We start from the raw sequence: 25231 nt of genomic DNA on the forward strand, positions 1-25231 counted from the left end.
TTAAGCCTCCTCGGTCTTGCTCAGTCCACCAAACCTACGGTCACGGCCCTGATAGGCCAAAATGGCGTCGACAAGGCCCCAACGATCAAAGTCAGGCCAATAGGTATCGGTGACATAGAACTCGGAATAAGCCACCTGCCACAGCAGATAGTTCGAAAGGCGCAGCTCACCAGAGGTGCGAATCACAAGCTCAGGATCGGGAAGACCGGCGGTATAGAGGTGGGAGGCCACCATGTCGTCATCAATTGCGCCAGGATCGATCTTACCGGCGGCAGCGTCGAGTGCGATCTGACGGACAGCGCGGGTAATCTCGGCACGCGCGCCGTAGTTGACGGCAAGCGCCAGCGTCATCCCGGTGTGATCGGCGCACTCGACAAGACCGCGTTCAAAAACATCGCGGGTCTTCTTGGGCAGCGCGGAAATGTCACCCAAAAAGACAACGCGCACGTTTTCGCGCTTCAGAAGCGGCAGCTCGTCGATAAACGTCTTGGCAAACAGATGCATCAAGACGTTGACCTCATGCTGCGGACGGTTCCAGTTTTCGGTAGAAAACGCATAGGCCGAAAGCACGTCGACGCCCAGACGCACGCAGGCAGTAATAATCTCGCGAAGGGAGACGATACCCGCCTTGTGGCCCTCAGTGCGCGCAAGACCGCGCGACGTGGCCCAACGACCGTTGCCGTCCATGATGCACGAGATATGGTGCGGAATGTTATTGAGGTCAAGGTCGGAAAAACCGACGCCCGCAGGGGCGTCGGCAAAGTACTCGACCAGTTTATGCTCGTCGTATTGCACCTTAGATCTCCATGACCTCGGCTTCTTTTTCCTTCAGAAGCTCCTCGACCTTGGCGACATACTCATCAGTGTGCTTCTGGACCTTGGCCTGCTCGCGACGGACATCGTCCTCGGTGAGCTCCTCATCGCGCTCGAGCTTGTTGTTGAAGTCGCGACGGATGTTACGGATAGACACCTTGGCCTGCTCGGCGTACTCGCGGCACTCCTTGACGAGCTCGCGACGGCGCTCCTCAGTGGGAGCCGGGAACGGAAGACGAACGACGGTGCCATCGGAGTTGGGGGTAATACCCAGATCGGAAGCGCCGATGGCCTTGACGATAGCATTGATGAGTGCCTTGTCCCACGGCTCGATGAGCAGCATGTGGGCCTCGGGGGTCTTGACGGCGGCAACCTGCGTGACCGGCGTGGGAACACCGTAATAATCGACAGTGATGTCGGACAGAATGTTGGCATTGGCGCGGCCGGTACGGACCTTGGAGAAGTTATGCTTGAGGGACTCGAGCGACTTGTCCATATGGGCGGTGATGTTCTCTGCCATGCTTAATCCTCCTGATAGACGAGCGTGCCGACGGGCTCACCCGAAAGCGCGCGCTTGACGGTGTCCTCGCCATCGATGTTGAGGACCAAAATCGGCATACGGTTGTCCTGGCACAGTGCCGTAGCCGTGGAATCCATAACCTGCAGACCGCGGACGAGAACCTCGTGATAGGTAATCTTGTCAAAACGGACGGCATCGGCGCACTTGACGGGATCCTTATCGTAGATGCCGTCAACCTTGGTTGCTTTAATCAGAATCTCGGCGCCGATCTCACACGCGCGAAGAGCCGCGGCGGTGTCGGTCGTAAAGTACGGATTGCCCGAACCGGCGGCAAAAATAACGACGTTGCCCTTGGAAAGGTGGTTGATGGCGCGACGGCGAATATAGGGCTCGCAGATCTCGTTCATCTGGATAGCGCTCATAACGCGGCAGGGAACATCGTTATGCTCGAAGGCATCCTGCAGGGCGAGCGCGTTCATAACGGTTGCCAGCATGCCCATGTAGTCGGCCTGAGCACGCTCCATGCCACCGGCAGCGCCTGCCATGCCGCGGAAAATATTGCCGCCGCCGACAACGACGCCGACCTCATGGCCAGCGGCGAGCAGCTCCTTGACCTGCTTGGCAAGATGGTCGGTAACCTTGGGGTCGATGCCATATTGGCCGTCGCCCATCAGTGCTTCGCCGGAAAGCTTAAGAAGCACGCGTTTATATCGGATGTCGGACAAAGCGATCCTCCTTTAGATTGAACTCTCAACATTCTATCAAAGGCTCTAAGAAGAGCCATGAAAAAGCAGGCTGTGAGTAAAACCCACAGCCTGCTCATTACCAGCTACAAGAGCTTATTTACTCGCCACGGACCAGACGGTCAAAGGCAACGACGGTAATGGTGTCGCCGAGCTCCTTGGAGACCTGCTCAGCGTACTTCTTGATGGTGAGGGAGCTGTCCTTGATGAACTCCTGCTCGGTGAGCACGGACTGCTTGTAGAACTTCTCCAGACGGCCGACAGCCATCTTCTCCTGGATAGCCTCGGGCTTACCGGACTCGGCAGCCTGAGCCATGTAGATCTGCTTCTCGTGCTCGACGGTCTCGGCCGGAACCTGATCGCGAGTAGCGCAGATCGGGGCGACGGCGGCAACCTGAAGGGCAACGTCGTGAGCGAAGGTCTTGAAGGATTCAGCCTGAGCGGTCTCAGCCTTCTCGAAGGCGAACTCGACGAGGACGCCGATCTTACCACCCATGTGGATGTAAGAAGCGAGCGCGCCGTTCTCAGCCTTGCGGGCAGCGAAGCGGGAGATCTTCATGTTCTCGCCCATGATGTGAATCATCTCGGTGAGCTCGGAGGAAACGGTCTCCTCGCCCATCGGCTTCTCGAGCAGAGCGTCGACGTCAGCAGGCTCGGTGGTAGCGACAACCTCAGCGACCTTGGAAGCAAAGCCGGTGAACTTGGCGTTGGAGCCAACGAAGTCGGTCTCGCAGGAGAGCTCGAGCAGAGCGCCGGTCTTGCCATCCTCGGAGACGAACGCGGCGACAGCGCCCTCGTTGGTCTCACGGCCAGCCTTCTTGGCAGCCTTGGCAAGGCCGTTCTTACGCAGAACGTCGACAGCGGCGTCCATGTCGCCGTCAGCCTCGACGAGAGCCTTCTTGCACTCCATCATCGGGGAGTCGGTCATCTCGCGGAGCTGCTTGACCATAGCGGCGGTAATCTGGGCCATTGTGGTTCCTTTCAAAGAGATGAAAAAGAATTAACTAAGACTGATTTACTCGGCCTTGGGCTCAGCGGCCATCTCGGCCTCGGAGACCTGCTCCTTGCCGGAGCCAGCGAGGCAGGCGTCAGCCATGAGCTCGCACATAAGGGTGACAGCGGAGATAGCGTCATCGTTGCAGGGGATGCCGTACTCGACCTCGTCGGGATCGGAGTTGGTGTCGATCAAAGCGACGACGGGGATGTTCAGGCGCTGAGCCTCCTTGATGGCGTTCTCCTCGCGCTTGGTGTCGATGACGAAGAGAGCCTGGGGCAGACCCTTCATGTCGCGGGCGCCACCGAGGTTGGTCTGGAGCTTGGTGAGCTCCTTGCCGAGAACAGCCTGCTCCTTCTTGGGCAGAACAGCCATGCGGCCGTCCTCGACCATGGCCTCGAGCTCCTCCATGCGGTTGATGCGGGAGCGGATGGTGACGAAGTTGGTCAGCATACCGCCGAGCCAACGCTGGTTGATGTAAGGCATGTTGGCGCGCTCAGCAGCGTTCTTGACGGCCTCCTGAGCCTGCTTCTTGGTGCCGACGAACAGCACGTTGCCACCCTTGGCAACGCTCTTGACGAAGGTGTAGGCCTGGTCGGCGTCGAGGATGGTCTGCTTGAGGTCGAGGATGTAGATGCCGTTGCGCTCACCGAAGATGAACGGCTTCATCTTAGGGTTCCAGCGACGGGTCTGGTGACCGAAGTGGCAGCCGGCCTCGAGCAGGGTGCGGATATTAATCTTGGTAGCCATGTTAAACCTCCTGTGGTTTGCCTCCGCGCGGGGTCATCCTCCAAAACCAACCCGGACATGTGCTACCAAAGCCCGGGCACCACGGTATGAAGTAGCCGCGCGTGCGTGATAAAAACATGTTGCCGTGAAGCAACCCGATGAATGATAGCAGGAATGCATCTTCCTGCCAACCCGCAATCAAAACCACACACCTGAGTGCGGCGCGGGACGTCCCAGCCACTATTCGCCGCGGGGATGGGCTTGAGCCACAGCCCGCTTAAGCCGATCGGGTGTGAGATGCGTGTAAATCTGCGTCGTGGACAGGCTCGCATGACCCAGCAGCTCTTGAACCGAGCGCAGGTCCGCACCGCCCTCAAGCAAGTCGGTCGCAAAGGTATGGCGCATCGCATGCGGGGCAATATCGGCCGGAATGCCGGCGAGCGTCGCCAGCGTATGGAACCGCCGCCTGAGCATGGCGGCACTCATGCGATTGCCGCGCGCCGATATAAGCAGCGGATGCGGCCCGGTAGCGAGGTCACGGCGCTTTGTCTGAGCGAGCAACTCCGGCCTCCCCTCCTCAATATAAAGGCGCGTCGCCTCGAGCGCACGACGATACAGGGGGACAATACGTTCTTTGCTCCCCTTGCCCCACAGGCGCAGCGTGCGTTCGGTCCAAGCGATGGACTCCACATTGAGTGCTGCGAGCTCAGAGATACGGGCGCCGGATGCATAGAGCAGCTCGAGCATCGCAGCATCGCGCAGTCCCGCGGGTGTTGAGGTATCAGGCGTCTTGAGCAGCGCCTCGACCTGCTGGGTCGTAAGGACGCCCGGCAGGTCACGCGGCAGCTTGGGCGACGCGATCGCCGAGACCACATCGCCCTCGACAATCCCCTCGGCAGCCATCCAGCGATAGAGAGATCGAATAGCCGACAGGTGCGCCGCAAGCGTTCGGGGAGCCACCTGCTCACGCGAAAGCTCGGCAAGATAGCGACGAATGGTGCGCACGTCGGCAGCGAAAGCATCGATATCCTCGCGCTCGCACCAGGCAGCGAAGCGCTCCAGCCTCGAGCCATAGGCCGTCACCGTGTTGGGAGAAAGTCCCTCAACACGTGCGATATAGGCGATAAACGAGTCGACGGTGTCGTACAGGTCAAAGGCTATGACCGGTCGCCTCCAAACAAGTCGGAGCGCGTGGCCAAGTAGGCATCAAGGGCCTCGAGGGCGCGATCCGCATAAGCCTGATAGCGGTCGCGTTTGCTGCGGCGCTTACCATCCTCGAGTGGCGGCACCAGGCCAAAGTTGACATGCATAGGCTGATAGCCCACGGTGGCAGGATCGGTCGCATAGCCCACGAGCGCACCCAGGGCGCCCACACGCGGCAACTCGACGCCCGCGGCACCGATAGCCTCGGCATAGGTGTTGAGCGCCGCGAGCAGACCTGTCGCCACGGCTTCCATGTACCCCTCGGTGCCGGTGATCTGACCGGCCAGGCGCACGCCGGTACCGGGCACAGCAAAGGTGCCATCGAGCACGTGAGGGGCGTCGACAAAGGTATTGCGGTGCATGACACCGTAGCGGAAGAACTCAGCGTTCTCCAGGCCCGGCACCATATGGAAGACGCGCTTCTGCTCGCCAAAGGTCAAGTTGGTCTGGAAGCCCACCAGGTTATAGGCGGTCTTCTCCTTGTTCTCGGCACGCAGCTGAATCGCCGCCCAGGGGCGACGTCCGGTACGCGGGTCGGTGAGGCCGACGGGCTTCATGGCGCCAAAGCGAATGGCGTCCTTGCCGGTGCGCGCAACTTCCTCGGCAGGCTGGCAGGCCTGGAACAGATCGCCGCCCTCAAAGTCTTTGAGCACCACGCGGTCGGCCGTGGTAAGCGCCTCGATAAAGGCCTCGTACTCCTCCTTATTGAGCGGAGCGTTGAGATAGTCGCCGCTCCCCTGCTCCTCGTAGCGCGACTGCGAGAACAGCACGTCCATATCGAGCGTGGAGGCATCGACGATCGGCGCCGCAGCATCAAAGAATGCCAGGGCATCGCCACCGACGAGCTTCATAACCTCTTCGCTCAGCGCCGGTGAACACAGCGGGCCCGCGGCAATGACCACGTGACCCTCGGGAATCTGCGTGACCTCGCCGTGCACGACCTCGATATTGGGACGGGCGGCAACCTCGGCCTCGACAAGCTCGGAAAACTTGACGCGGTCGACCGCCAAGGCGCCACCGGCGGGAACAGCCGCGCGATGGGCGCAATCGAGCAGGACTGAACCCATGCGCTCAAGCTCGGCCTTCAGCAAACCAGCCGCGGAATCCGGACGAGTCGACTTAAACGAATTGGAGCAGACGAGCTCTGCCAGGTGATCGGTATGGTGGGCCGGGGAGCTCACCTGGGGGCGCATCTCGCACAGCTTTACGGAAAATCCGCGATCCGCCAGCTGGATCGCGCATTCCGAACCCGCCAGACCGCCACCGATAACTGTCACCTGATCGAACCGCATCTGCAAACACCTTTCTAATTGACACGTTTCCCATTGTGACCGAAGGGTGTCTGGGCGTGAAGGGCAAACTTGGAGGGCGCATACCTTCCATCCATCATGCGCTCGATAAGGCCCTCGAGTTCAAGCGAACCCAAGAGTTTGAGCACGCCGACAGCATCGAGCGAGACGAGCGCCGCGATGTCGTCGACCTTGAGCGGAGAGGCGATGAGCGCATGCATCACGGTCTGCTGTGTTGGATCCAGGTCGGCAATGCCGGGAGCATCGGGGCGCGAGTAGCGCAGGGTGCCGTAGATGCGTGAGATAGCCATCTCGATAGATTCCTCGTCGATGATGCAGCAGGCACCGTTCGCAATGAGGTAATTCGTGCCACGCGACTCGGGCGATAGAATCGATCCCGGCACGGCAAGAAGTTCGCGCCCCAAATCCATAGCAGCCTCGGCTGTAGAAAACGTCCCGGAAGGCATACCCGCCTCGGATACAAAGAGGGCTTGCGACAGGGCCGCAATCACGCGATTGCGGCGCGGAAAGGCAAACTTGCGCGGACCCATGCCCCACGGAGAGATCGACACGACCGCGCCACCCGTATCGAGCGTGCGCGTAATAAGCCCCGCGCTCGAACGCGGATAGACCACGTCGGCACCCGTCCCCAGCACCACGACGTGTTTGCCGCCGGCGTTGACCGCAGCCCAACCCGAGGCCTGGTCACAACCGACCGCGCCGCCCGAAACTACCGTCACTCCCGCCTCGACCGCCACCTTTGCCGCAAGCTCTGCAACGGCAAGACCATACGGCGAGGCCTTGCGCGCGCCGATGATGGAGAGCGCGGGCGTCGAAAGCACCTCGGGGTTGCCGTGCACATAAAGCGTCTGGGGTACATCAGAAAGCTCCAAAACGGTCTCGGGATACAACGCATCGCCTGGATGCAGCTCGAAGGTTCCCTCGGCCATCATTGGTCCCTCCTTCCCTGGTACATCGCCGCCTCGAGTACGTGATCCTGCGTCACTTGCTCGCTCTCGGCGACGTCGGCGATTGTACGCGCGATACGCACCAGGCGCACGATGCCGCGGCCCGTGAGATGCGTTCGTTTGGACAGACCGAGCACACACTTCTCCGCCGCATCATCGAGCTCAAAGGTCGAAACGACGCCGTCAATGGACCGTGTCTCGTCATCCTCGGCCTCGGCATCCGCATCGTCCATACGGGACTCGCGCCAGGCGCGAAAGGCGCGACCGCGCACAACGTAGTCACGTAACTCGGCCGACGACATACCCTCCGCGCCCTCGATAATCACCTGAGGGTCGGGACGGGTCACATCGATCATCATATCGATACGGTCGGCCAAGGGACCGCGCAGTTTAGACCGATAGCGCTCGACCATCGCCGCCGAGCAGCGACACGGTACCTCGCGATCGCCCAAAAAGCCGCAGGGGCAGGGATTGCTCGCAGCCAGCAGCTGAAAGCGCGACGGGAAGGAAAAAGCCCCGTCGACGCGCACGATCCTCACGTAGCCGCGCTCGATGGGCTGACGCAGCGTCTGCAGCACGCCAGTGGGAAACTCGGCTAGCTCGTCCAAAAAGAGCACGCCGCCATGAGCAAGGCTGATCTCACCCGGATGCACTGGACGTCCGCCGCCGATGAGGCCCGCGGTCGAAATGCTGTGATGCGGGCTGCGGAAGGGGCGATGCCCCGCAAGCAGTCCATCGATGTTCTCACCCAAGACCGAATGGATGCACAGCGCCTCCTGCTGATCCTCGAGAGAAAGTTCGGGCAAAATGCCCGTCATGCGCCGCGCAAGCATGGTCTTGCCCGAACCGGGCGAGCCGATCATGAGCAGGCCGAGCTCGCCGGCGGCCGCAAGCGCCATGCCACGTTTGGCGACTTCCTGCCCCAGCACGTCGGCATAGTCGAGCTCGGGCTCAAAGGTCGCCTCGACGCCCTCAGAATCCAAGTAGTGCCGCGCGGCATCGCCCATACCATGAGCAAGCTGAGACAAATGATCGATGAATCCACAATCCACGCCCGCGAGTGGCACATGCTGGTCTGACCTGCCGGCGATAAAAGACAGCCCCATGTCGCGAGCCAGCAGCTGAAACGCCACCTCGCCCTTGACGGGAAGCACCGTGCCATCCAGACCGAGCTCGCCGGCAATGAGGCAGCGGTCGAGATTGTCGCGGGGAATCTGCCCGTCGGCTGCCAGAACCGCGATGGCGATGGGCAGATCAAAGCCGCTACCGGTCTTGCGGATATCGCCGGGTGCCAGGTTAACGGTAATGCCCGAGCGTGGGATCTCGAACCCGGCGGAGCGCATCGCGCAGCGAATACGACCGCGTGACTCCATCACCTCCATACTCGGAATGCCGAGCATCTGGATGCCCGGAACGCCACCGGCAAGCGAGACCTCGACCGTGACGGGAATCGCCTCGACACCGCGGATGCAGGCCGCGTGAACGGCAAACGTCTCGAACGCCATCACGACACCTGCCAATCGAACGCGTTGTACTGGTGCTCGATCTCGGCGATATGCCCGCCGCGAATGGTGACGCCCACGGCATCGAAGCGAATCGCCTTGAGCGGATAGTGCTCCATGAGATAGCAGCTTGCGATGCGGCGGTAGCGGCGTTGCTTTTGAGCATCCACGGCCTCCTCGGGAAAGACCCGCGTGGTGCAATCCAGGGCGACGCGTCTCGTCTTGACCTCGGCCATCACCACGACATCGTCGAGCTCATCGAGCAGCACCAGGTCGGCCTCGCCCTCGGTGCAACGATAACCCTGCTCCAGCAAGGTGTAGCCGCGCTCGTTAAAGTAGTCGATGGTGATCAGCTCGCCCAGCATGCCCAGCTCGCGGGGACTGAGTCCCTTGATAAACTCGGGCGTCATCGCCCCGGAGTCGAGCTCGCCGTTTTCCCAACGCTCCTTGAGCTGCTGCGTCTTGCTCTTTTTGCTTGCGGCACTCATGGGGTCTCCTTTCCCGCACACTGCAGTGCCCCGATGATGAGGGCACCTTTCATGCGGGTAAGTACCGGAAGCAAACCAAAAGCTGACCAAATGCCGACAAAAAACGGGCCGTACGCAGCAATGGTGTTGCATACGGCCCGCTACCAGCTGGTTTACAAAACTCCAGAAGTCCCTGTCTCCACAATTGACCTAGAAAAGGCGCTCAGTCTGCAAAAAGTTTCCGCAAAAGCTCACGCGGTGCAGCGGACAAAGTCCATGTTTGCGAATGGCCTCGATATGCTCGGGGCTCGCATAGCCTTTCGATTCGGCCAGATGGTACTCGGGGTACTCGGCGTCGTACTCGACCATCATCTCGTCACGCGTGACCTTGGCCATGATGGACGCCGCGGCGATGCAGGCGATTTTGGCATCGCCCTTCACCACATCGAGCTCGTTAGGAACGGCGCCCAAGGGGTTGCCATCCATGAGGACGCAGTCGGGTTCAAGCCCCGTATCGGCCACGGCGCCCGCAACGGCGGTACGGATAGCACGGGCCATACCCATCTCATCGATATCCTTAGGCGCGATATGGCAAAAACCAATCGCCGTCGCCACCTCGGCAATCTTCACAGAGAGCAACTCGCGGCGCGCGGGCGTGAGCTTTTTGGAATCGTTGATACCCCAGACGCGCGGCTCCATGGGAAGGCACACGGCGCATACCGTCATAGGACCGGCCACCGATCCGCGACCCACCTCGTCGACACCAACGACCACCCCATCGCCGCCAAGCTCATGCATAAGCTCGTACATGTCATTGACGCGCTCGCGCTCGGCAAGCTCTTTGGCATGGCGTTTGAGGGCGCGTTCACAAGCCTTGATCACCTGCTGGCGCGGGTCCTCGCGATAATGCTCCACGAGGGCGGGGATCTCCTCAAACGTTGCGCTCGCCAGCTCTCCGGCAACCTGCGATGCCGAAACCGAGCTCGTCATATTGGCCATACCAGGCCCTCCTTGCATGCAAATCAGATAAAAAGAAGGGCCACCCGAAGGTGGCCCTTGTGTCCAAACGAGTGGACAGACGCTGCGATCTTCTTAGCGCTTCTCGGGGATGCGAGCAGCCTTGCCCACCTTGTCGCGGAGGTAGTACAGCTTGGCGCGACGGACGCGACCATGACGAACGACCTCGAGCTTGGCGATCTTGGGGCTGTGAAGCGGGAAGGTACGCTCAACACCGACACCGAAGGACATCTTGCGGACGGTGAAGGTCTCGCGGGCACCGGCGCCGGCCATGCGGATGACGTCGCCCTGGAAGACCTGGATGCGCTCGCGGTCGCCTTCCTTAATGCGGTAGTGAACCTTGACGTTGTCGGCGACGCGAACCTGAGGAATGTCCTCGCGGATCTGCTGACGCTCGATTGCGCGGATGTAATCCATGTGCAATTCCTTACTCTTCTAGAGGTGCCGTACCACCTTGGCCGGCACGTAGTTGAACAAACGTATTCGAGTATACACGCGCGGGTTTCTGCTGCAAGAACAATTTTTTACGCAGACAAAAAGACAAAACCCGCACATGATAACCGCCCGCCTCACGAATGAGACGGGCGGCATGAAGGGGGGCTACGCTAGGCGTCTAAACCCAAAACGTTAGGCGGAACGCTTGGCCTCGAGCTTGGCCTGGGCGGCAGCCAGGCGTGCGAGGGGCACGCGGTAGGGCGAGCAGGACACGTAGTCCACGTCGGCCACGTTAAACAGGCCCTTGATGGACTTGGGGTCGCCGCCGTGCTCGCCGCACACGCCAAAGTGCATGTCGGGGTTGGTGGCTCGGCCCTTCTCGACGGCCATGCGCACCAGCTCGAGCACCGCCGTATCGATGGTCTCGAAGGGATTGTCCTTCAAGATCTTCTTATGCATGTACAGCGGGATGAACTTAGCCTCGGCATCGTCACGCGAGAAACCGAAGGTCGTCTGGGTAAGGTCGTTGGTGCCAAAGCAGAAGAAATCGGCGTGCTGGGCGATCTCGTCGGCGACCATACAGGCGCGCGGCAGCTCGAGCATCGTGCCCACGGGAATGTTGAGCTCGACGCCCTCCTCGGCGGAAACCTCGGCGATGACGCGCTCGATGACGTCGCGAGTCTGGACATGCTCAGCCGTGATGGAAACGAGCGGAACCATGATCTCGGGATGCGGGTCGACGCCCTCCTTGATAAGGCGGGCAGCGGCCGTGGCGACGGCGCGAACCTGCATGAGCGGCAGATCGCTAAAGACGACGGACAGGCGCACACCACGTAGGCCGAGCATGGGGTTCGACTCGACCATGCCGTCGATACGACGCAGGCGGGCGCGCAGGGCTGCAAGCTCTTCCTCGCTGGCGACGGCGGCTTCCTTCTTGGTGATGGTGACCTCGAGCTCGCGAGGATTATCCAGGAACTCATGAAGCGGCGGATCGAGTAGGCGAACAACCACATCGCGACCAGACATGGTCTTGAACATCGCCAAGAAGTCCTCAGTCTGGACCTTGAGCAGAACGGCCAGGGCCTGCTGCTTCACCGCCTCGTCGTCGGACAGGATGAAGTTCTGGATGATGTTCTTGCGATCGCCCAGGAACATGTGCTCGGTGCGGCACAGACCGATGGCCTCGGCGCCAAACTCGAGCGCGAGCTCGGCATCCTCGGGGTTGTCGGCGTTGACGCGCACGTGGTTGGCGTGACCGTCGGTCTCGTCCAGGCGAATCTCGTCTGCCCAGGACAGAATGGTGTCCAGGTCGTCGGTGAGCTCAGCGGATACCAAATCGACAGCGCCATCGACAACGATACCCTGAGTGCCGTCGATGGAGATGATGTCGCCCTCGTGCAGCACGCGATCGTTGCCCTCGATACGCACGACCTTCTCGGCCGCGTCGATATGGAAACACTCGACACCGCAGACGCAGGGCGTACCCATACCGCGGGCGATAACAGCGGCATGGCTCGTCTTGCCACCGTGGCTGGTCAGGATGCCCTCGGCGGCGACCATGCCCTTCAAGTCGTCGGGGTTGGTCTCCCAACGGACCAAGATAACCTTATGACCCTCGTTTGCGCGCGCGACGGCGTCATCGCTCGAGAACACGACCTCGCCCACGGCGGCGCCGGGGCTGGCGTTTAGACCGCTGGCCAGGACCTCGTACTTCTTGGAGGAGTCGAACTGCGGGTGCAGGAGCTGGTCGAGCTGCGCGGGATCGATGCGGCTCACGGCCTCCTCACGGGTGATGAGGCCCTCCTCGACCATCTCGATAGCGATGCGCAGAGCGGCAGTTGCGGTACGCTTGCCCACGCGGGTCTGGAGCATCCAGAGCTTACCCTGTTCGATGGTGAACTCGATGTCGCACATGTCGCGGTAGTGATCCTCAAGCGTCAGGAATACACGCTCAAGCTCCTCACCTGCGGACTCGAGGCCCGGGGTGATCTTGAGGTCGGCGATGGGCTCGGTGTTGCGGATGCCGGCGACGACGTCCTCGCCCTGGGCGTTGACCAGAAAGTCGCCGTAGAATTCCTTGGTGCCGTCTGCCGGGTTGCGCGTAAAGGCGACACCGGTCGCCGAGGTCTCGCCCTTATTGCCAAAGGCCATGGCCTGGACGTTGACGGCGGTGCCAAGGTCATCGGAAATGCCGTGCTGCTTGCGGTAGATGCAGGCGCGCTCGTTCATCCAGCTGCCAAAGACGGCCTGGATTGCAAGGCGCAGCTGAAGCTCCGGATCGTGCGGGAAGACGGACTTGCCGTTGGCGACCTCGAGCTCGGCGTACAGGGCGGCCTCGACGTTGTCGGAGAAAATGCCCTTGAACGTCTCGACGAGCTCCTGCAGGTCCTCAGCCGAAAGCTCGGAGTCGACGCGAACGCCGGCGACCAGGCGGGCCTGGGTCAGGGCATTCTCGAACAAGTCGGCATCGACACCCATGACGACGTTGGAGAACATCTGGATAAAGCGACGATAGCTATCCCAGGCAAAGCGCGGGTTCTGCGTCTGGGCGATAAGGCCTTGGACGGAGTCGTCATTGAGGCCCAGGTTGAGGACCGTGTCCATCATGCCGGGCATGGAGAACGGAGCGCCCGAGCGCACCGACACGAGCAGCGGATCGGAGGCGTCGCCGAGCTTCTTGCCGCAGCGGGCCTCGAGGTCCGCCTCGGCGGCAACGATCTCGTCGAGCGCGCCCACGGGCCACACGTTGCCGGCACCAGAGTACTCGACGCAGGTCTGGCAGGTAATGGTAAAGCCACCGGGAACCGGCAGGCCGATGCGGCTCATCTCGGCAAGATTAGCGCCTTTGCCACCAAGCACGAAGTTCATGGACTTGTCACCCTCGGTGACACAAGTGCCCTGGGCATCGGTTCCAAAACGGTAAACCCTCTTGCAATCGCTCACGATACTTCCCCTTCCATGCGCTCTCGCGCGCGACCGTGGTAACGAATCGACCCGCCGGATGCGGGCCGTGAGGGAACTATACGGCGGGATTTGAACGGGCTTGAGCAGAGGATACGCGGTTTGGTAAACGTGCTAAAACTGGCGGTAAACGGTAGGTAAAGGTGGTTACCTTATGAAGATACCACTGTAAGAAAGTGCAGGTCAGATGCGATATTTTTGCTAAATCGCTTTATCAAAATGCTGCTACTATTAGGCTCGACGGGCGGCGCGGCGGGCACGGGCTTCTTGGATTTCCTCCAAGTGGCTAATGATCTCGGCAGCGCTTTCCTCGATGGCCTTGCCGTCGGTACGCACCACAAAGCAGCCCAGGCGCTTCATGAGGGCACGGGCTTCCTCGAGCTCGCTGCGAACACTCTCAGGCTCGGCATAGGAGCCGGCGACGGCGCGCGCGTAATCATCGCCTAAGCGGCTATCGCGAATTTCAGAAATAACGTCGACGGTTGAAACCAGGCCGAACAGGCGCATCGGGTCGACCTCGTAAATTGACTTCGGCGGCTCCATGCCATGGGCCAAAGGAACATTGGCAACCTTGTAACCTTGATAGGCCAGATACATCGACAGCGGCGTCTTGGACGTACGGGATACGCCCAGCAGCACGATATCGGCACCCGACAGATCGTCGCAGCCGCGCCCATCATCGTGCTCAACGAAATACTCCATGGCCTCGATACGATGAAAATAGCGGTCATCGGTCTTGTGAATCACGCCCGCGACGCCCTTGGGCGGCACGCCAATGAGCGACGACAGCACGGCGAGCGTCGGGCCGATCAGGTCGACCGAGCGAATATGCAACATACCCAGGTAATCGAGCACACGGGCGCGAAGCGCCGGATCGACAATGGTATGGAACACGGCAATATCGCGATGGTCCGCATCGACACGCGGACCCACAAACGACTTGACCTGCTCCACAGAGTTCACCTTGGGCAGGCGCAAGAGACGAAAAGCCCCTTCATCAAATTGCCCGGACGCCGCAAGCACCACCTCACAAGCGGTATCACCGAGCGAGTCGGAGATAACGATAACGGTGGGACGAGCGGTGACCGGGCAATCCATGCGGGGCTCCTTTTGCGCTTACGCGCAGGCTAGCTTACTTTTTGCGGGCAAGCTCACCGATGTTGGCGATGCCGGAGAAAACGGCCTCGAAGCGGTTGAGCAGCTTAAGGCGATTATCGCGGAGCTGCTCGTCCTTGTCCATGACCATGACCTCATCGAAGAAACGGTCAATGGGCGCACGCAGGGCGGCGAGGGCGGCAAATGCAGCCGGGTAATCCTCGGCAACAAGGGCGGCATCGACGGCGGTCTGAGCGGCCTCGGAGGCATCGGCAAGCGCGAGCTCGGCCTCGCCCATCAGGCTGCGGTCGTACTCCACGCCCAGCTCGGGCTTGGAGATATGCGCGGCGCGAGCATAGGCGGTCGCAAGGTTGTCGAACGTCTCGGCGTCGTTCTTGCGGGCCTCGTCGAGGGCGGCGCAGCGGGCGAAGAAGACGGACGGGGCGATGATGTGCACCGCGGAGACGGCGGCAACGGTATCGGCCGGAACCTTTTCGTCGCGGGCCATGCTCACCAGGCGGCCATGGAAGAAGTCACGAACCTGCCGGGCGACCTCGGCGGCGTCGAACTCAATGCCCTGCTCACTGTAGAGCTCGAGGGCGAAGTCGATGAGCGACGTGGGGTCGATCGGCAGGCGGTCGCGCAGGATGTTGATGATGCCGATAGCGGCACGACGCAGCGCGTAGGGGTCCGAAGAGCCGGTCGGGGGCTCGCCGATGGCAAAGATACCGGCGATGGTATCGAGCTTGTCAGCGCAGGCCACGATGCAGCCAGCGGTGCCCTCGGGCAGCTCATCACCGGCAAAGCGGGGACGGTAGTGATCGCGGATGGCGTGGGCGACCTCGTCGTTCTCCCCCATCGCGGTCGCGTAATAACCGCCCATCACGCCCTGCTGGCTCGTGAACTCGACAACGGCGTTGGATACCAGGTCGGCCTTGCACAGGTGCGCGGCGCGAGCGGCATCGGCTGCCAGGTGAGCACCCAGGTGTGCCTCGCGGGCAATAGCGAGCGCAAGCTGCTCGATGCGCTCGGACTTGGCGAGCACGCTACCGAGCTTCTCCTGGAAGGCGACCTTGGCCAGACGCTCGCGGAACTCGTCGAGGGAGATCTTCAGGTCCTCCTCGTAGAAGAACTTGGCATCGTCCAGACGGGCGCGCACGACGCGCTCGTTGCCGTCGATCACGCGCTCGGCGTTCTCGGGCTTGCTGTTGGAGACGACCACGAACTCACGCGTGAGCTTGCCCTCGCCGTCATAGATCGGGAAGTAGCGCTGGTTGGTGAGCATGGACTCGCAGATGATCTCGTGAGGGACCTTGAGGAACTCCTCATCGAAGGTACCGACGAGCACCGTCGGCCACTCGCAGAGGTTGATGACCTCCTCAAAGACCTTCTTGGGCGTATCGACATGGCAGCCGGGACGGGCAGCCTCGACCTCGGCGATACCGGCAAGGATGGCCTCGCGACGGCGCTCGGCAGAAAGCACGCCGGCGTCCTCGAGCACCTGCTCGTAGACGGCGGGGCTGGCGACCACATGGTCACCGGGGCCAAGCACGCGATGACCACGCGTGGTGTTGCCACTCGTCACGTCGGCAAACGACACGGGCACAACATCCTCGCCCAAAAGGCAGCAGATCCAGCGGACCGGACGAACAAAGGTCGCATGCTCGTGACCCCAGCGCTGGCTGCGGTAGTTGGGCCACTGCAGACCGGCGATGGTCTTCTCGCACAGGGCCGTCAGGATCGGGGTGGCCGGTGCGGAGGGAATATTCTTCTCGGCGAACACATACTCGCGACCGTCGGTGTCCTCGCGACGGACCAGGTCCTCGGCAGCCACACCGCACTTGCGGGCAAAGCCCTGGGCGGCCTTGGTGGCGTTACCGTCAGCGTCGAAGGCAATGCTGGCCGCGGGGCCACGCTTGACCTCGTGAACCTCATCGGTCGCGGTGGCGACGTCGGCAACGAGTGCAGCCAGACGGCGCGGGCTCGAGATCACGCGGACCTCGCCGTGGGCCAGACCGGCCTCGTCGAGACCCTTGGCGATCATGGTGCCAAGCTGCTTGACGGCATTGTTCAGCGGTGCGGAGGGCATTTCCTCCGTACCGATCTCAAACAGGAAATCCTTAGCGTCTGCCATGGCTTACGCCACCTCGCCTTCCTGGTCGGCATTCTCGTTGACTCCGGCGACCTCGGCCATGTAGGCCTCGCAGCACGCCTTGGCGACGGCGCGGACGCGCAGGATGTAGTTGGCACGCTCGACTGCGGACAGGGCGCCGCGGGCATCGAGCAGGTTGAAGGCGTGGCTGCACTTCATGACACAGTCGTACGCCGGCAGCGGCAGCTTTCGTTCCAGGCAGGAATGGCACTCGGCCTCGTAGTCGTCAAACTTCTGACGCATCATCTCGACGTTGGCGACCTCAAAGTTGTAGGCGCTGAACTCGCGCTCGTTCTCCAGGAACACGTCGCCGTAGGTCATGGGCGTGCCGTCGGGCAGGTAGCTCCACACCAGGTCGTAGACCGAGTTGACGCCCTGGGCGTACATGGCGATACGCTCCAGGCCGTAGGTGATCTCAACGGGCACGGGGTCGACCTCGATGCCGCCCACCTGCTGGAAGTACGTAAACTGCGTGACCTCCATGCCATTGAGCCAGACCTCCCAGCCAAGGCCCCAGGCGCCAAGCGTCGGGCTCTCCCAGTCGTCCTCGACAAAGCGGACGTCATGGTCGTTGGGGTCCAGACCGATAGCGGCAAGAGACCCCAGGTAAAGCTCCTGGGCGTTGACCGGTGAGGGCTTGATGAGCACCTGGAACTGATAGTAGTGCTGCATGCGGTTGGGGTTCTCGCCGTAGCGGCCGTCAGCGGGACGGCGGCAAGGCTGCGCATAGCAGGTGCGCCACTCGGCGGGACCGAGCGAGCGCAGCGTGGTCGCGGTATGAAAGGTACCGGCACCGACCTCGGAGTCATAGGGCTGCATAATGACGCAGCCCTGCTCGCCCCAGTACTGCTGGAGGCGCAGGATGATGTCTTGGAAGGAAAGCGATGAAGCGTTCATGCCTCTAATATCCCCTCGTCGAAACGATTACACGGTTAGGTACTGTACTATAGCGGTTTTTAGTCGATAGCGCCGATGCGGTTGAGCGGCCAGTAGCGCACAAGCGCCGCAGCGATCAAATCAGAGCGATCGACGGGACCAAAGTAGCGTGAGTCGGCAGAGTTTTCGCGGTTGTCGCCCATCACCCACACGCACCCGTCGGGAACGGTGTAGGGATAGCTTACCTGAGCGCCAGGCGCTTGGACCGAAAGTGGCCAGCTCATGCCCGTCGTATAGTCCTCGTCGAGCGCTTGGCCGTCAACGACCACCTTGCCATCCTGCAGGTCGACCGTCTGGCCGGCCGTGGCAATAACACGCTTGACAAGAACATCATGCTCGGAGGTGCCATCGGGGTTGTGAAACACCACGATATCGCCCTGCTTGACGGGCTGACCGAGCTCGAGGCTCACCTTTTGTGCCAGGATCTGGTCGCCAATCTCGATCGTGGACTCCATGGAGCCGGTGGGCACCACAAAGGGCTCGACCACAAACGAACGAATCAAGAAGGTGGCGACCAATGCGATCGCGATGACCGCGATCCACTCAAAAGCGCCCCTCAACGCGGAATGCTGCGATGGAACCATTCTCACTCCTCGCTCTGCGAATACGAAGCGTCCAAAATCTCCTGCGCGTACGCACGCTCCTGGGGCGTAAGGCGCGCCGTCTCGATCAGATCGGGACGCCAGCGGCAGGTGCGCTCGATGGCGTTCTTGCGACGCCAGGCATCGACCTTGGCGTGATCGCCACTCACGAGCACCGGCGGCACGCCCTCGCCGTTGAACTCGGCGGGGCGGGTGTACTGCGCGTACTCAAGCAGTCCTCCGTCCTCGGCGGTCGAGAACGACTCGTCGACGTTGCTCATCTCGTCGCCCAGGGCGCCGGGAATCAGGCGTACGACGGCATCGGCAACGACCATAGCGGGAAGCTCGCCGCCCGTGAGCACGTAGTCGCCGATCGACAGACGCTCATCGGCATAAGCATACGCACGCTCGTCGACGCCCTCGTAGCGACTGCACACAAACAACAGGCGCTCACTTTTGAGCAGGCGCTCGGCCACATGCTGCGTAAAGGGCTCGCCACAGGGGGTAAAGAACACCACAGTGGGCTTGGGACCCTCTGCGCTAATGGCCTCGATGGCCTCTGCGATAGGCTCGACCTTCATGAGCATGCCCTGCCCGCCGCCGTACGGCTCGTCATCGACGGTACGATGGCGGTCGTGCGTCCAGTCGCGCAGGTTATACGCCTTAAAATCAAAAAGGCCGGCCTTGCGGGCGCGGCCCAAAATCGACGTGGACATGACGGGCTCAAACATCTCGGGAAAGACCGAAAGGGTCTCAATCAGCATGTTGTCCTCCCTACTTGTCCATATCGATCAGGCCGTCCATAACATGGACGGAAATTGTTCCTGTGTCGGGAAGATCGAGCACAACCTGCTCGATCACGGGAATCAGTACCTCGCCGTACCGATCGCCCTCGACAACCCAAACATCGTTAGCGGGCGTCGACATGATCTCGACGATCGTGCCGAGCGAACCGAAGCGCTCGTCGACCACCTCGCGACCCATCAGATCGGTATAGGCAGCGTCGAGCGAATCGAGCTCAAAGTCGTCACGATTTGCCAGCACGTAGCATCCCGTGATGCCCTCGGCGGCCGTCAAGTCGTCAATGCCCTCAAACGAGACCAGATCGCCATCGCCCGTATCGGTGACGGACACGACCGTGCAAAAGCGGTCGCGCTTGAGCGCCGGCGGCGTCAGGGCGACGCGCATACCAGGCTCTAATACAGAAGGAAGCCCCCGCAGCGGCTGCGCGAGGACCTCCCCCTTCCTTCCGTGCGGCTTGACCACACGGGCGATGTTTTTGTACTGGGACCTCAAGGTCCTAGCCCAGAACCTCTACCTCGACAGCAGTGTCGAGGCGAGCGGCCAGTGCACGGGCGAGCGTGCGAATGGCCTTGATGGTACGGCCACGACGGCCGATGACCTTAGCGACGTCATCCTCGGCGACCGAAACCTCAATCGTAGAGGCGTCGTCACCATCGATGACCTCAAGGCTCACGGAATCCGGGTCGTCGACGATCTGAACAACGAGATATTCGACGAGATCGGCGATGCGATCTGAGAGCATTGCCTCACCCTCGAGCTGTGCAGCGTCAACCTCAGGCACGATTTACTCCTCGGCGCCCTCAGCGGCCTCAGCGGCAGCCTTAGCGGCCTCGGCCTCTTTGGCGAGCTGCTTCTTGGACTTCTTGACGACGGTCTCGGTCTTCTCGCCCTCGTTGGCGGCCTTGACCAGAGCGGCGACGGCGTCGGTGAGCTGAGCGCCCTTGGACTGCCAGTCGGCGATCTTCTCAAGATCGAGGTTGATGGTCTTGGGGGCGGTCATCGGGTTGTAGCGGCCAACCTCCTCGATGATACGACCGTCACGCGGGGCGCGGGAATCGGCGACGACGACACGGTAGTACGGACGCTTCTTAGCGCCGTGACGAGCAAGGCGAATCTTGACTGCCAAAGGAAACTCCTCCAACCAAGCAGCTTTAGGCTGCAACTACAAACAAACAGTTGAACATAATACGCCATCGACGCGGGCAGGTGAAGTCCGTGAGACCAACTTCTTCGGTGTAGTCGAGGGCAAATCCATATCTTAGACAAGAATTCGGGATTTGCAAGCACATACACGCACCCCACATGAGCTGCGCGGTATACTCATGACATGGAAAGACGCGAACATACATACGGTTATGAGGATGCCATGGGCGTCACGCCGCCTCCCTGGACGGGTCCGGCGGTGGGCCTCATGGACCTCGATGCGTTTTTTGCGAGCGTGGAGATGCTCGATCATCCCGAATGGCGCGGAAAGCCGCTCATCGTGGGCGGAGACGCCGATTCGCGTGGCGTCGTGTCCACGTGTTCGTATGAGGCGCGTCGTTTTGGCGTGCACTCTGCCATGGCCTCGGCCGAGGCACGGCGCTTGTGCCCGCAAGCCATTTGGACGCACGGGCACTTTGATCGCTACCGCGAGGTGAGCACGCAGGTCATGGCGATTCTCGCCGACGAGACCCCGCGCGTTGAGCGCGTATCCATCGACGAAGCCTTTATCGATATCACACCGGGTCGCTTTGCGCCCGAAGACCCGCTGCTGGTTGCGCGGCGTATAAGCGACCGCGTGGCAACGCTGGGAGTAACGTGCTCCATTGGCGTGGGCTGCAACAAGACGGTCGCAAAGATCGCAAGCGAGCGGGATAAGCCGTTTGGGATGACCATCGTGCGCCCCGGGACGGAACAGCGCTTTTTGGCCGCGCTACCAGTGTCTGCCATGAGCGGCATCGGGCGCTCGGCCGAGGAGCGACTGCGCCGCATGCGCATCTACACCCTCGGCGAGCTATCACGTGCACCGGAATCCACCTTGGCCTCTATTTTTGGCGTCAACGGCGAACGCATGCGCCAGCGTGCGCTGGGACTCGAAATCTCTGAAGTCACGAGTCTCGATGAAGAGCGCGAGGTCAAGTCTGTCAGCAATGAACGCACCTTTGCTAAAGATTTGACTGAGCGTGGGGATATTGAGGCGGCGATTGCGCTGTTGGGAGAGTCAGTGGGACGCCGCCTGCGCCGTCAGGGGCTGACGGGTGCCACGGTAACGCTCAAGCTTAAGTATTCGTATGGCAGCGGGCGTACGGCACAGCGCCGGCTGCCTCATCCGACCGACGATGAGAACATCTTCGTGGCGGTTGCACTCGAACTGCTCGACAACATCTGGCAGGAAGGAATGCACGTTCGCTTAGCAGGCATCGGCATGAGCGACTTTGACCATCGGGGCGGCATCCAGACCGACCTGTTCTGCGAAGTCGACGACCGCGGAGCCCAATCCAGCGACCGCCGCGACCTCTCCGTCGCCATCGACGCCGTCCGAGACAAATTCGGCGACACCGCCCTTTCCTTCGGCCGCCAATCCCGCTTCAACGATTAACCGCCTTTGGGCAAAAAAGAAAGCCGGGCAGTTACGGAAAACCGCAACTGCCCGGCGATATGCGTGAGGGTAGCTAAACCCCGTCTCAAATGAGCTACTAGAGGAGGTTGAGGGGGAGCTGGGGGGCGTCTCCCCAGAGTTTCTCGAGGCGGTAGAAGTCGCGGGCTTCGGGAGTGAAGACGTGGACGACAACCGAACCGTAGTCCATGAGCATCCAGGTCTTCTGCTCGCGACCCTCGATGGAGAACGGGTGCTCGCCGCAAGCCTCGGCGACCTTCTCCTCGATCTCGTCGACGATAGAATCGACCTGGCGGTTGTTGGTACCGGTGGCAAGCACAAAGTAGTCGCATACATCGGAAAGCTCGGTCAGGTCGAGCACCTGAACGTCCTCGCCCTTCTTGTCGTAGGCGGCCTGCGCGGCGGCGCGGGCGACATCCTCGGCGGCGACACCGCTCGCGGACAGCGAGGCGGCAGTGCGGTCGGACGTGGCGACGAAGCTCTTGTGCTCCACACCTTCAAGAATCTGCTCGTCGGTCATGGTCTCGTCGGCCATGGAATACCTCTTTCTAGACAGCCCGAGCTAGCGCAGCTGGGCGTAATGGTTGTAAATCGTAATAGCTGTGGGATAAAGATAGCGCCCGGACTGGATCACATAGACCAAACCCTGCGCAAAACAGGAGAAGAACAACTCATCGAGCGTCGACTCCCCCACCATCTTGCGCAGCGCATGCGCATAGTCGCCGTGGCGGTTGGGCTCGATGGCATCGGCCACAAAGACCACCATATCGAGCGGCGTCATGTCGCAGGCACCCACGGTGTGACGGTCGACAGCCTGGAAAACGGCCGGCGACAGCTCGGGAAAAAGCTGCGGAAGCTCATAGGCGGCAACAGGGCCATGCAAAAGCGGCGTCGCGGCGGAAGGAGAGCCGGCAATCTTAATGCCGTAATGCAGAGCGCGCGTGACCAGCTCGTCGTCGGAGAGCACTTTGTCCCAGTCATGGATCAGGCCGGCGGCAGCGGCATCAAAGCGGTCAACGCCGTAGACCTCGGCCAGATGAAGTGCGGTCTCGGCAACACCCAGCGAATGCACATAGCGCTTACGCTTATCCTTCATGCGAACATCGAGCAGCTCTCGAATGCGCTTGAGCAGCGCGCGCTCATCGCCCTCAAACTGATCCTCTACCGACAACGTAGACCCCCATCACTCAAAATCTTCTTGGCCCAAATCGGCATATAGCCTGCGTTTGCGAATGTAGCCGAGCACGGACTCGCTCGTAAGATAGCGCACGCTCATGCCGCGGGCAACTCGCTTACGAATGTTCGTCGAGCTGATCGCCAGCGCCGGAATCTGAATATAGCGCACGTCGAACGGCAGCCCCGACTCTTTGATTCGGGCACGCGCCGTATCGATATCAAAGCCCGGTCGCGTCGCCGCAATAAAGGTAGCAAGCTCAGCGATTCGTTCGGCATCATGCCAGGTCACGATATCGATAATCGCGTCGGCGCCCGTAATAAAGTAGAGCTTTACCTGCGGCGGGTAAAAGTCGCGAAGGGCATGAAGCGTATCGGCCGTATAGGTTACGCCCGGGCGGTCGATCTCGAACCGGCTCGCCAAAAAGGCCGGGTTCGCGGCGGTGGCGAGGACCGTCATAGCATAACGGTCCTCGGCAGGCGTCACCGGCTTGTCAAGCTTAAAGGCAGGAGAGCCCGCCGGCATAAAGAGCACAGCATCCAAGTCGAGCGACTCGCGCGCCTGCTCGGCGGTCACCAGGTGCCCGTAATGGATGGGATCAAAGGTGCCACCCATAATGCCGAGCCTAAACTCCTGCCCGTCCTCTAGAGGAAGCTCGGGCAGACCGATTCCACCGCGCAGCGACATGGCTTACTCGCCCTCCGAGGTCTCGGCATCGCCCGCGGCATCCGCCGCATCGACAACCTCGACGCCCTCATCCGCAGCATCGGCCACGTGAATGGTCTCAACGGCAACGTCCTCGCCAGCATCCTCGAGCTCCTCGAGCTCCTCGAACTCCGAGAAGTCCTCGGCGCCCTCAAAGTCAAAGGCGCGCTGGCAAATGCGGACCTCGTCGCCCGCACGACAACCGGCCTTCTCGAGCGCGTCGTCAACACCCATACGCGCAAACTTATGCTGCAGGTAAATGACGGCTTCCTCGTTTTCCCAGTCGGTCTGGATGACCATGCGCTCGATGGCACGACCGACTACGCGGAAGGCACCGGGCTCTTCCTGGACAATGCGGAAACGCTTCTCACGCTGCAGGCGACGGCGCTCCCACTCCTCGTCGCGCAGATCGACCGGCTCATCAGAGACCGCCAGCTCGGCGCGAAGCTTAGCCACCTGCTCGCCCACGGCAAGCATCAGCGTGTTGAGGCCGGCGCCCGTAACAGCAGACACGGCAAAGAACATATGGCCATCGTCGAGCGCCGCACGCTTAAGGTCGGCAATCTTGTCGGCCGTGCCCGGCGCATCGCACTTGTTGGCAACGACGATCTGCGGACGCTCCGAAAGCTCGGCGCCATACTGCTCGAGCTCGCGGTTGATGATGCGATAGTCCTCAACCGGATCGCGATCCTCAAAACCGCCCGTCATGTCGACGACATGCATGATCAGGGCCGTACGCTCAATGTGGCGCAGGAACTGGTGACCCAAGCCCTTGCCCTCGCTCGCGCCTTCGATGAGACCGGGGACGTCGGCAACGACGTAAGAATATTCGCCGGCACGCACCATTCCGAGGTTCGGCACGAGCGTGGTAAACGGGTAGTCGGCAATCTTAGGACGGGCGGCACTCATGCGCGCGATGAGCGATGACTTACCCACCGAGGGGAAGCCCACGAGCGCGGCATCGGCCATAAGCTTCATCTCGAGCTCAATCCAGTGCTCCTCGGCCGGTTCGCCCAGCTGAGCGAACGCGGGCGCGCGGCGCACCGACGTCACAAAGTGCGTGTTGCCCAGGCCGCCGGCACCGCCGGGCGCCACGACGACGCGCTCGCCATCGTGCACCAGGTCGGCAATCTCGAACATCGGGGTCTGCGTCTCGGGGTCGAGCTCCCGCACCACGGTACCCATAGGGACCTTGAGAATCAGGTCCTCGCCGCTCTTACCGTTACGACGGGCACCCTGTCCGTGCGTGCCGCGCTCGGCGCGGAAGTGATGCTTAAAGCGGTAATCGATCAGCGAAGACAGCTGAGCATCGGCCTGGATGACGACATTGCCGCCACGACCGCCGTCGCCGCCATCGGGGCCGCCCTTGGGAACAAATGCCTCGCGCCTAAACGACATGCATCCGGCTCCGCCGTCGCCGCCGCACACGTTAATGCGGCTGATATCGGTGAACTGTGACAACAGAATCGCCTCCTACAAAAAAGAGGGAGACCCTTGAATCCTAAAACTCAAGTGCCTCCCACATATGTGCTCTATGAAGGGTG

26 protein-coding genes are annotated in these 25231 nt (G+C 61.4%); 1 reads left to right on the forward strand and 25 read right to left on the reverse strand.

Annotation, left to right across the window (positions count from 1 at the left end; genetic code table 11):
* The 21 genes from AAAX77_RS02000 to rpsP form a co-directional block, all read right to left on the reverse strand.
* Positions 1-795 (reverse strand): isoprenyl transferase, encoded by a 795-nt coding sequence (locus tag AAAX77_RS02000; RefSeq protein ID WP_349104541.1) that lies wholly within the window; start codon positions 793-795, stop codon positions 1-3.
* A 1-nt stretch (position 796) separates the two neighbouring features.
* Positions 797-1333: a ribosome recycling factor gene (frr, locus tag AAAX77_RS02005; RefSeq protein WP_006236112.1), complete on the reverse strand. Its 537-nt coding sequence runs from the start codon at positions 1331-1333 to the stop codon at positions 797-799.
* Positions 1334-1335: 2 nt separating this feature from the next.
* Positions 1336-2058 carry a UMP kinase gene (gene pyrH / locus AAAX77_RS02010; protein WP_349104543.1) on the reverse strand — a complete coding sequence of 241 codons (723 nt, stop codon included), beginning with the start codon at positions 2056-2058 and terminating at the stop codon, positions 1336-1338.
* A 118-nt stretch (positions 2059-2176) separates the two neighbouring features.
* A complete protein-coding gene (gene tsf, locus AAAX77_RS02015; RefSeq protein ID WP_022094736.1) occupies positions 2177-3046 on the reverse strand; it encodes a translation elongation factor Ts in 870 nt (289 codons plus the stop codon).
* Between the two features lie 45 nt (positions 3047-3091).
* Positions 3092-3820, reverse strand: a complete 729-nt coding sequence (gene rpsB / locus AAAX77_RS02020; RefSeq protein WP_349104545.1) for a 30S ribosomal protein S2 — start codon at positions 3818-3820, stop codon at positions 3092-3094.
* A 219-nt stretch (positions 3821-4039) separates the two neighbouring features.
* Positions 4040-4960: a tyrosine recombinase gene (locus tag AAAX77_RS02025; protein ID WP_349104588.1), complete on the reverse strand. Its 921-nt coding sequence runs from the start codon at positions 4958-4960 to the stop codon at positions 4040-4042.
* On the reverse strand, positions 4957-6294 hold the full coding sequence (gene trmFO, locus AAAX77_RS02030; protein WP_349104547.1) for a methylenetetrahydrofolate--tRNA-(uracil(54)-C(5))-methyltransferase (FADH(2)-oxidizing) TrmFO: 1338 nt from the start codon (positions 6292-6294) through the stop codon (positions 4957-4959). Before trmFO ends, AAAX77_RS02025 begins: the two co-directional genes overlap by 4 nt.
* Positions 6295-6308: 14 nt before the next feature.
* Positions 6309-7244 (reverse strand): DNA-processing protein DprA, encoded by a 936-nt coding sequence (locus AAAX77_RS02035; RefSeq protein ID WP_349104549.1) that lies wholly within the window; start codon positions 7242-7244, stop codon positions 6309-6311.
* Positions 7241-8764, reverse strand: a complete 1524-nt coding sequence (locus AAAX77_RS02040) for a YifB family Mg chelatase-like AAA ATPase (RefSeq protein WP_349104550.1) — start codon at positions 8762-8764, stop codon at positions 7241-7243. Before AAAX77_RS02040 ends, AAAX77_RS02035 begins: the two co-directional genes overlap by 4 nt.
* Complete coding sequence (locus tag AAAX77_RS02045; RefSeq protein WP_238022474.1) at positions 8764-9249, reverse strand: YraN family protein; 486 nt, start codon at positions 9247-9249, stop codon at positions 8764-8766. Before AAAX77_RS02045 ends, AAAX77_RS02040 begins: the two co-directional genes overlap by 1 nt.
* Before the next feature lie 189 nt (positions 9250-9438).
* On the reverse strand, positions 9439-10227 hold the full coding sequence (locus AAAX77_RS02050; RefSeq protein ID WP_349104552.1) for a ribonuclease HII: 789 nt from the start codon (positions 10225-10227) through the stop codon (positions 9439-9441).
* Between the two features lie 93 nt (positions 10228-10320).
* Positions 10321-10662 carry a 50S ribosomal protein L19 gene (rplS, locus tag AAAX77_RS02055; protein ID WP_006236098.1) on the reverse strand — a complete coding sequence of 114 codons (342 nt, stop codon included), beginning with the start codon at positions 10660-10662 and terminating at the stop codon, positions 10321-10323.
* 210 nt (positions 10663-10872) lie between these two features.
* A complete protein-coding gene (gene ppdK / locus AAAX77_RS02060; RefSeq protein WP_349104554.1) occupies positions 10873-13623 on the reverse strand; it encodes a pyruvate, phosphate dikinase in 2751 nt (916 codons plus the stop codon).
* A gap of 249 nt (positions 13624-13872) precedes the next feature.
* Entirely contained in the window at positions 13873-14739 is an 867-nt protein-coding gene (locus AAAX77_RS02065) for a pyruvate, water dikinase regulatory protein (RefSeq protein WP_349104555.1), read from the reverse strand.
* A 34-nt stretch (positions 14740-14773) separates the two neighbouring features.
* Positions 14774-16870, reverse strand: a complete 2097-nt coding sequence (gene glyS, locus AAAX77_RS02070; RefSeq protein WP_349104556.1) for a glycine--tRNA ligase subunit beta — start codon at positions 16868-16870, stop codon at positions 14774-14776.
* Positions 16871-16873: 3 nt separating this feature from the next.
* Complete coding sequence (locus tag AAAX77_RS02075; RefSeq protein WP_006236091.1) at positions 16874-17785, reverse strand: glycine--tRNA ligase subunit alpha; 912 nt, start codon at positions 17783-17785, stop codon at positions 16874-16876.
* A 59-nt stretch (positions 17786-17844) separates the two neighbouring features.
* Positions 17845-18408 (reverse strand): signal peptidase I, encoded by a 564-nt coding sequence (gene lepB / locus AAAX77_RS02080; RefSeq protein WP_349104558.1) that lies wholly within the window; start codon positions 18406-18408, stop codon positions 17845-17847.
* Positions 18409-18410: 2 nt separating this feature from the next.
* Positions 18411-19169, reverse strand: coding sequence for a tRNA (guanosine(37)-N1)-methyltransferase TrmD (trmD, locus tag AAAX77_RS02085; protein WP_117654832.1), 759 nt, complete (start codon positions 19167-19169; stop codon positions 18411-18413).
* 10 nt (positions 19170-19179) lie between these two features.
* Positions 19180-19671, reverse strand: coding sequence for a ribosome maturation factor RimM (rimM, locus tag AAAX77_RS02090; protein ID WP_226812527.1), 492 nt, complete (start codon positions 19669-19671; stop codon positions 19180-19182).
* 34 nt (positions 19672-19705) lie between these two features.
* Positions 19706-19951 (reverse strand): KH domain-containing protein, encoded by a 246-nt coding sequence (locus AAAX77_RS02095; RefSeq protein ID WP_171021534.1) that lies wholly within the window; start codon positions 19949-19951, stop codon positions 19706-19708.
* A 42-nt stretch (positions 19952-19993) separates the two neighbouring features.
* Entirely contained in the window at positions 19994-20335 is a 342-nt protein-coding gene (rpsP, locus tag AAAX77_RS02100) for a 30S ribosomal protein S16 (RefSeq protein ID WP_022094749.1), read from the reverse strand.
* Positions 20336-20536: 201 nt separating this feature from the next.
* On the opposite strand from rpsP, the gene dinB reads away from it, so the two are divergent.
* A complete protein-coding gene (gene dinB, locus AAAX77_RS02105) occupies positions 20537-21790 on the forward strand; it encodes a DNA polymerase IV (RefSeq protein ID WP_349104560.1) in 1254 nt (417 codons plus the stop codon).
* A 97-nt stretch (positions 21791-21887) separates the two neighbouring features.
* Here the strand turns inward: dinB and rsfS are convergent, their stop codons facing one another.
* The 4 genes from rsfS to obgE form a co-directional block, all read right to left on the reverse strand.
* Positions 21888-22343, reverse strand: a complete 456-nt coding sequence (rsfS, locus tag AAAX77_RS02110; RefSeq protein ID WP_035138582.1) for a ribosome silencing factor — start codon at positions 22341-22343, stop codon at positions 21888-21890.
* Between the two features lie 27 nt (positions 22344-22370).
* Entirely contained in the window at positions 22371-22904 is a 534-nt protein-coding gene (gene yqeK, locus AAAX77_RS02115; RefSeq protein ID WP_193221482.1) for a bis(5'-nucleosyl)-tetraphosphatase (symmetrical) YqeK, read from the reverse strand.
* 87 nt (positions 22905-22991) lie between these two features.
* A complete protein-coding gene (nadD, locus tag AAAX77_RS02120) occupies positions 22992-23669 on the reverse strand; it encodes a nicotinate-nucleotide adenylyltransferase (RefSeq protein ID WP_055285119.1) in 678 nt (225 codons plus the stop codon).
* 3 nt (positions 23670-23672) lie between these two features.
* Positions 23673-25148, reverse strand: a complete 1476-nt coding sequence (obgE, locus tag AAAX77_RS02125) for a GTPase ObgE (RefSeq protein WP_349104561.1) — start codon at positions 25146-25148, stop codon at positions 23673-23675.
* Positions 25149-25231: the final 83 nt, after the last annotated feature.

Origin of the sequence: Collinsella sp. CLA-ER-H6, assembly GCF_040092305.1 — a bacterium.
Lineage (GTDB): Bacteria > Actinomycetota > Coriobacteriia > Coriobacteriales > Coriobacteriaceae > Collinsella.

Excerpts from the sequence above, each read along its gene's own strand:
- frr (WP_006236112.1), bottom strand. The coding sequence starts at position 1,333 with ATGGCAGAGAACATCACCGCCCATATGGACAAGTCGCTCGAGTCCCTC.
- tsf (WP_022094736.1), bottom strand. The coding sequence starts at position 3,046 with ATGGCCCAGATTACCGCCGCTATGGTCAAGCAGCTCCGCGAGATGACC.
- rpsB (WP_349104545.1), bottom strand. The coding sequence starts at position 3,820 with ATGGCTACCAAGATTAATATCCGCACCCTGCTCGAGGCCGGCTGCCAC.
- trmFO (WP_349104547.1), bottom strand. The coding sequence starts at position 6,294 with ATGCGGTTCGATCAGGTGACAGTTATCGGTGGCGGTCTGGCGGGTTCG.
- AAAX77_RS02035 (WP_349104549.1), bottom strand. The coding sequence starts at position 7,244 with ATGATGGCCGAGGGAACCTTCGAGCTGCATCCAGGCGATGCGTTGTAT.
- AAAX77_RS02040 (WP_349104550.1), bottom strand. The coding sequence starts at position 8,764 with ATGGCGTTCGAGACGTTTGCCGTTCACGCGGCCTGCATCCGCGGTGTC.
- AAAX77_RS02045 (WP_238022474.1), bottom strand. The coding sequence starts at position 9,249 with ATGAGTGCCGCAAGCAAAAAGAGCAAGACGCAGCAGCTCAAGGAGCGT.
- AAAX77_RS02050 (WP_349104552.1), bottom strand. The coding sequence starts at position 10,227 with ATGGCCAATATGACGAGCTCGGTTTCGGCATCGCAGGTTGCCGGAGAG.
- rplS (WP_006236098.1), bottom strand. The coding sequence starts at position 10,662 with ATGGATTACATCCGCGCAATCGAGCGTCAGCAGATCCGCGAGGACATT.
- AAAX77_RS02065 (WP_349104555.1), bottom strand. The coding sequence starts at position 14,739 with ATGGATTGCCCGGTCACCGCTCGTCCCACCGTTATCGTTATCTCCGAC.
- glyS (WP_349104556.1), bottom strand. The coding sequence starts at position 16,870 with ATGGCAGACGCTAAGGATTTCCTGTTTGAGATCGGTACGGAGGAAATG.
- AAAX77_RS02075 (WP_006236091.1), bottom strand. The coding sequence starts at position 17,785 with ATGAACGCTTCATCGCTTTCCTTCCAAGACATCATCCTGCGCCTCCAG.
- lepB (WP_349104558.1), bottom strand. The coding sequence starts at position 18,408 with ATGGTTCCATCGCAGCATTCCGCGTTGAGGGGCGCTTTTGAGTGGATC.
- trmD (WP_117654832.1), bottom strand. The coding sequence starts at position 19,169 with ATGCTGATTGAGACCCTTTCGGTCTTTCCCGAGATGTTTGAGCCCGTC.
- AAAX77_RS02095 (WP_171021534.1), bottom strand. The coding sequence starts at position 19,951 with ATGCTCTCAGATCGCATCGCCGATCTCGTCGAATATCTCGTTGTTCAG.
- dinB (WP_349104560.1), top strand. The coding sequence starts at position 20,537 with ATGGAAAGACGCGAACATACATACGGTTATGAGGATGCCATGGGCGTC.
- rsfS (WP_035138582.1), bottom strand. The coding sequence starts at position 22,343 with ATGGCCGACGAGACCATGACCGACGAGCAGATTCTTGAAGGTGTGGAG.
- yqeK (WP_193221482.1), bottom strand. The coding sequence starts at position 22,904 with ATGAAGGATAAGCGTAAGCGCTATGTGCATTCGCTGGGTGTTGCCGAG.
- nadD (WP_055285119.1), bottom strand. The coding sequence starts at position 23,669 with ATGTCGCTGCGCGGTGGAATCGGTCTGCCCGAGCTTCCTCTAGAGGAC.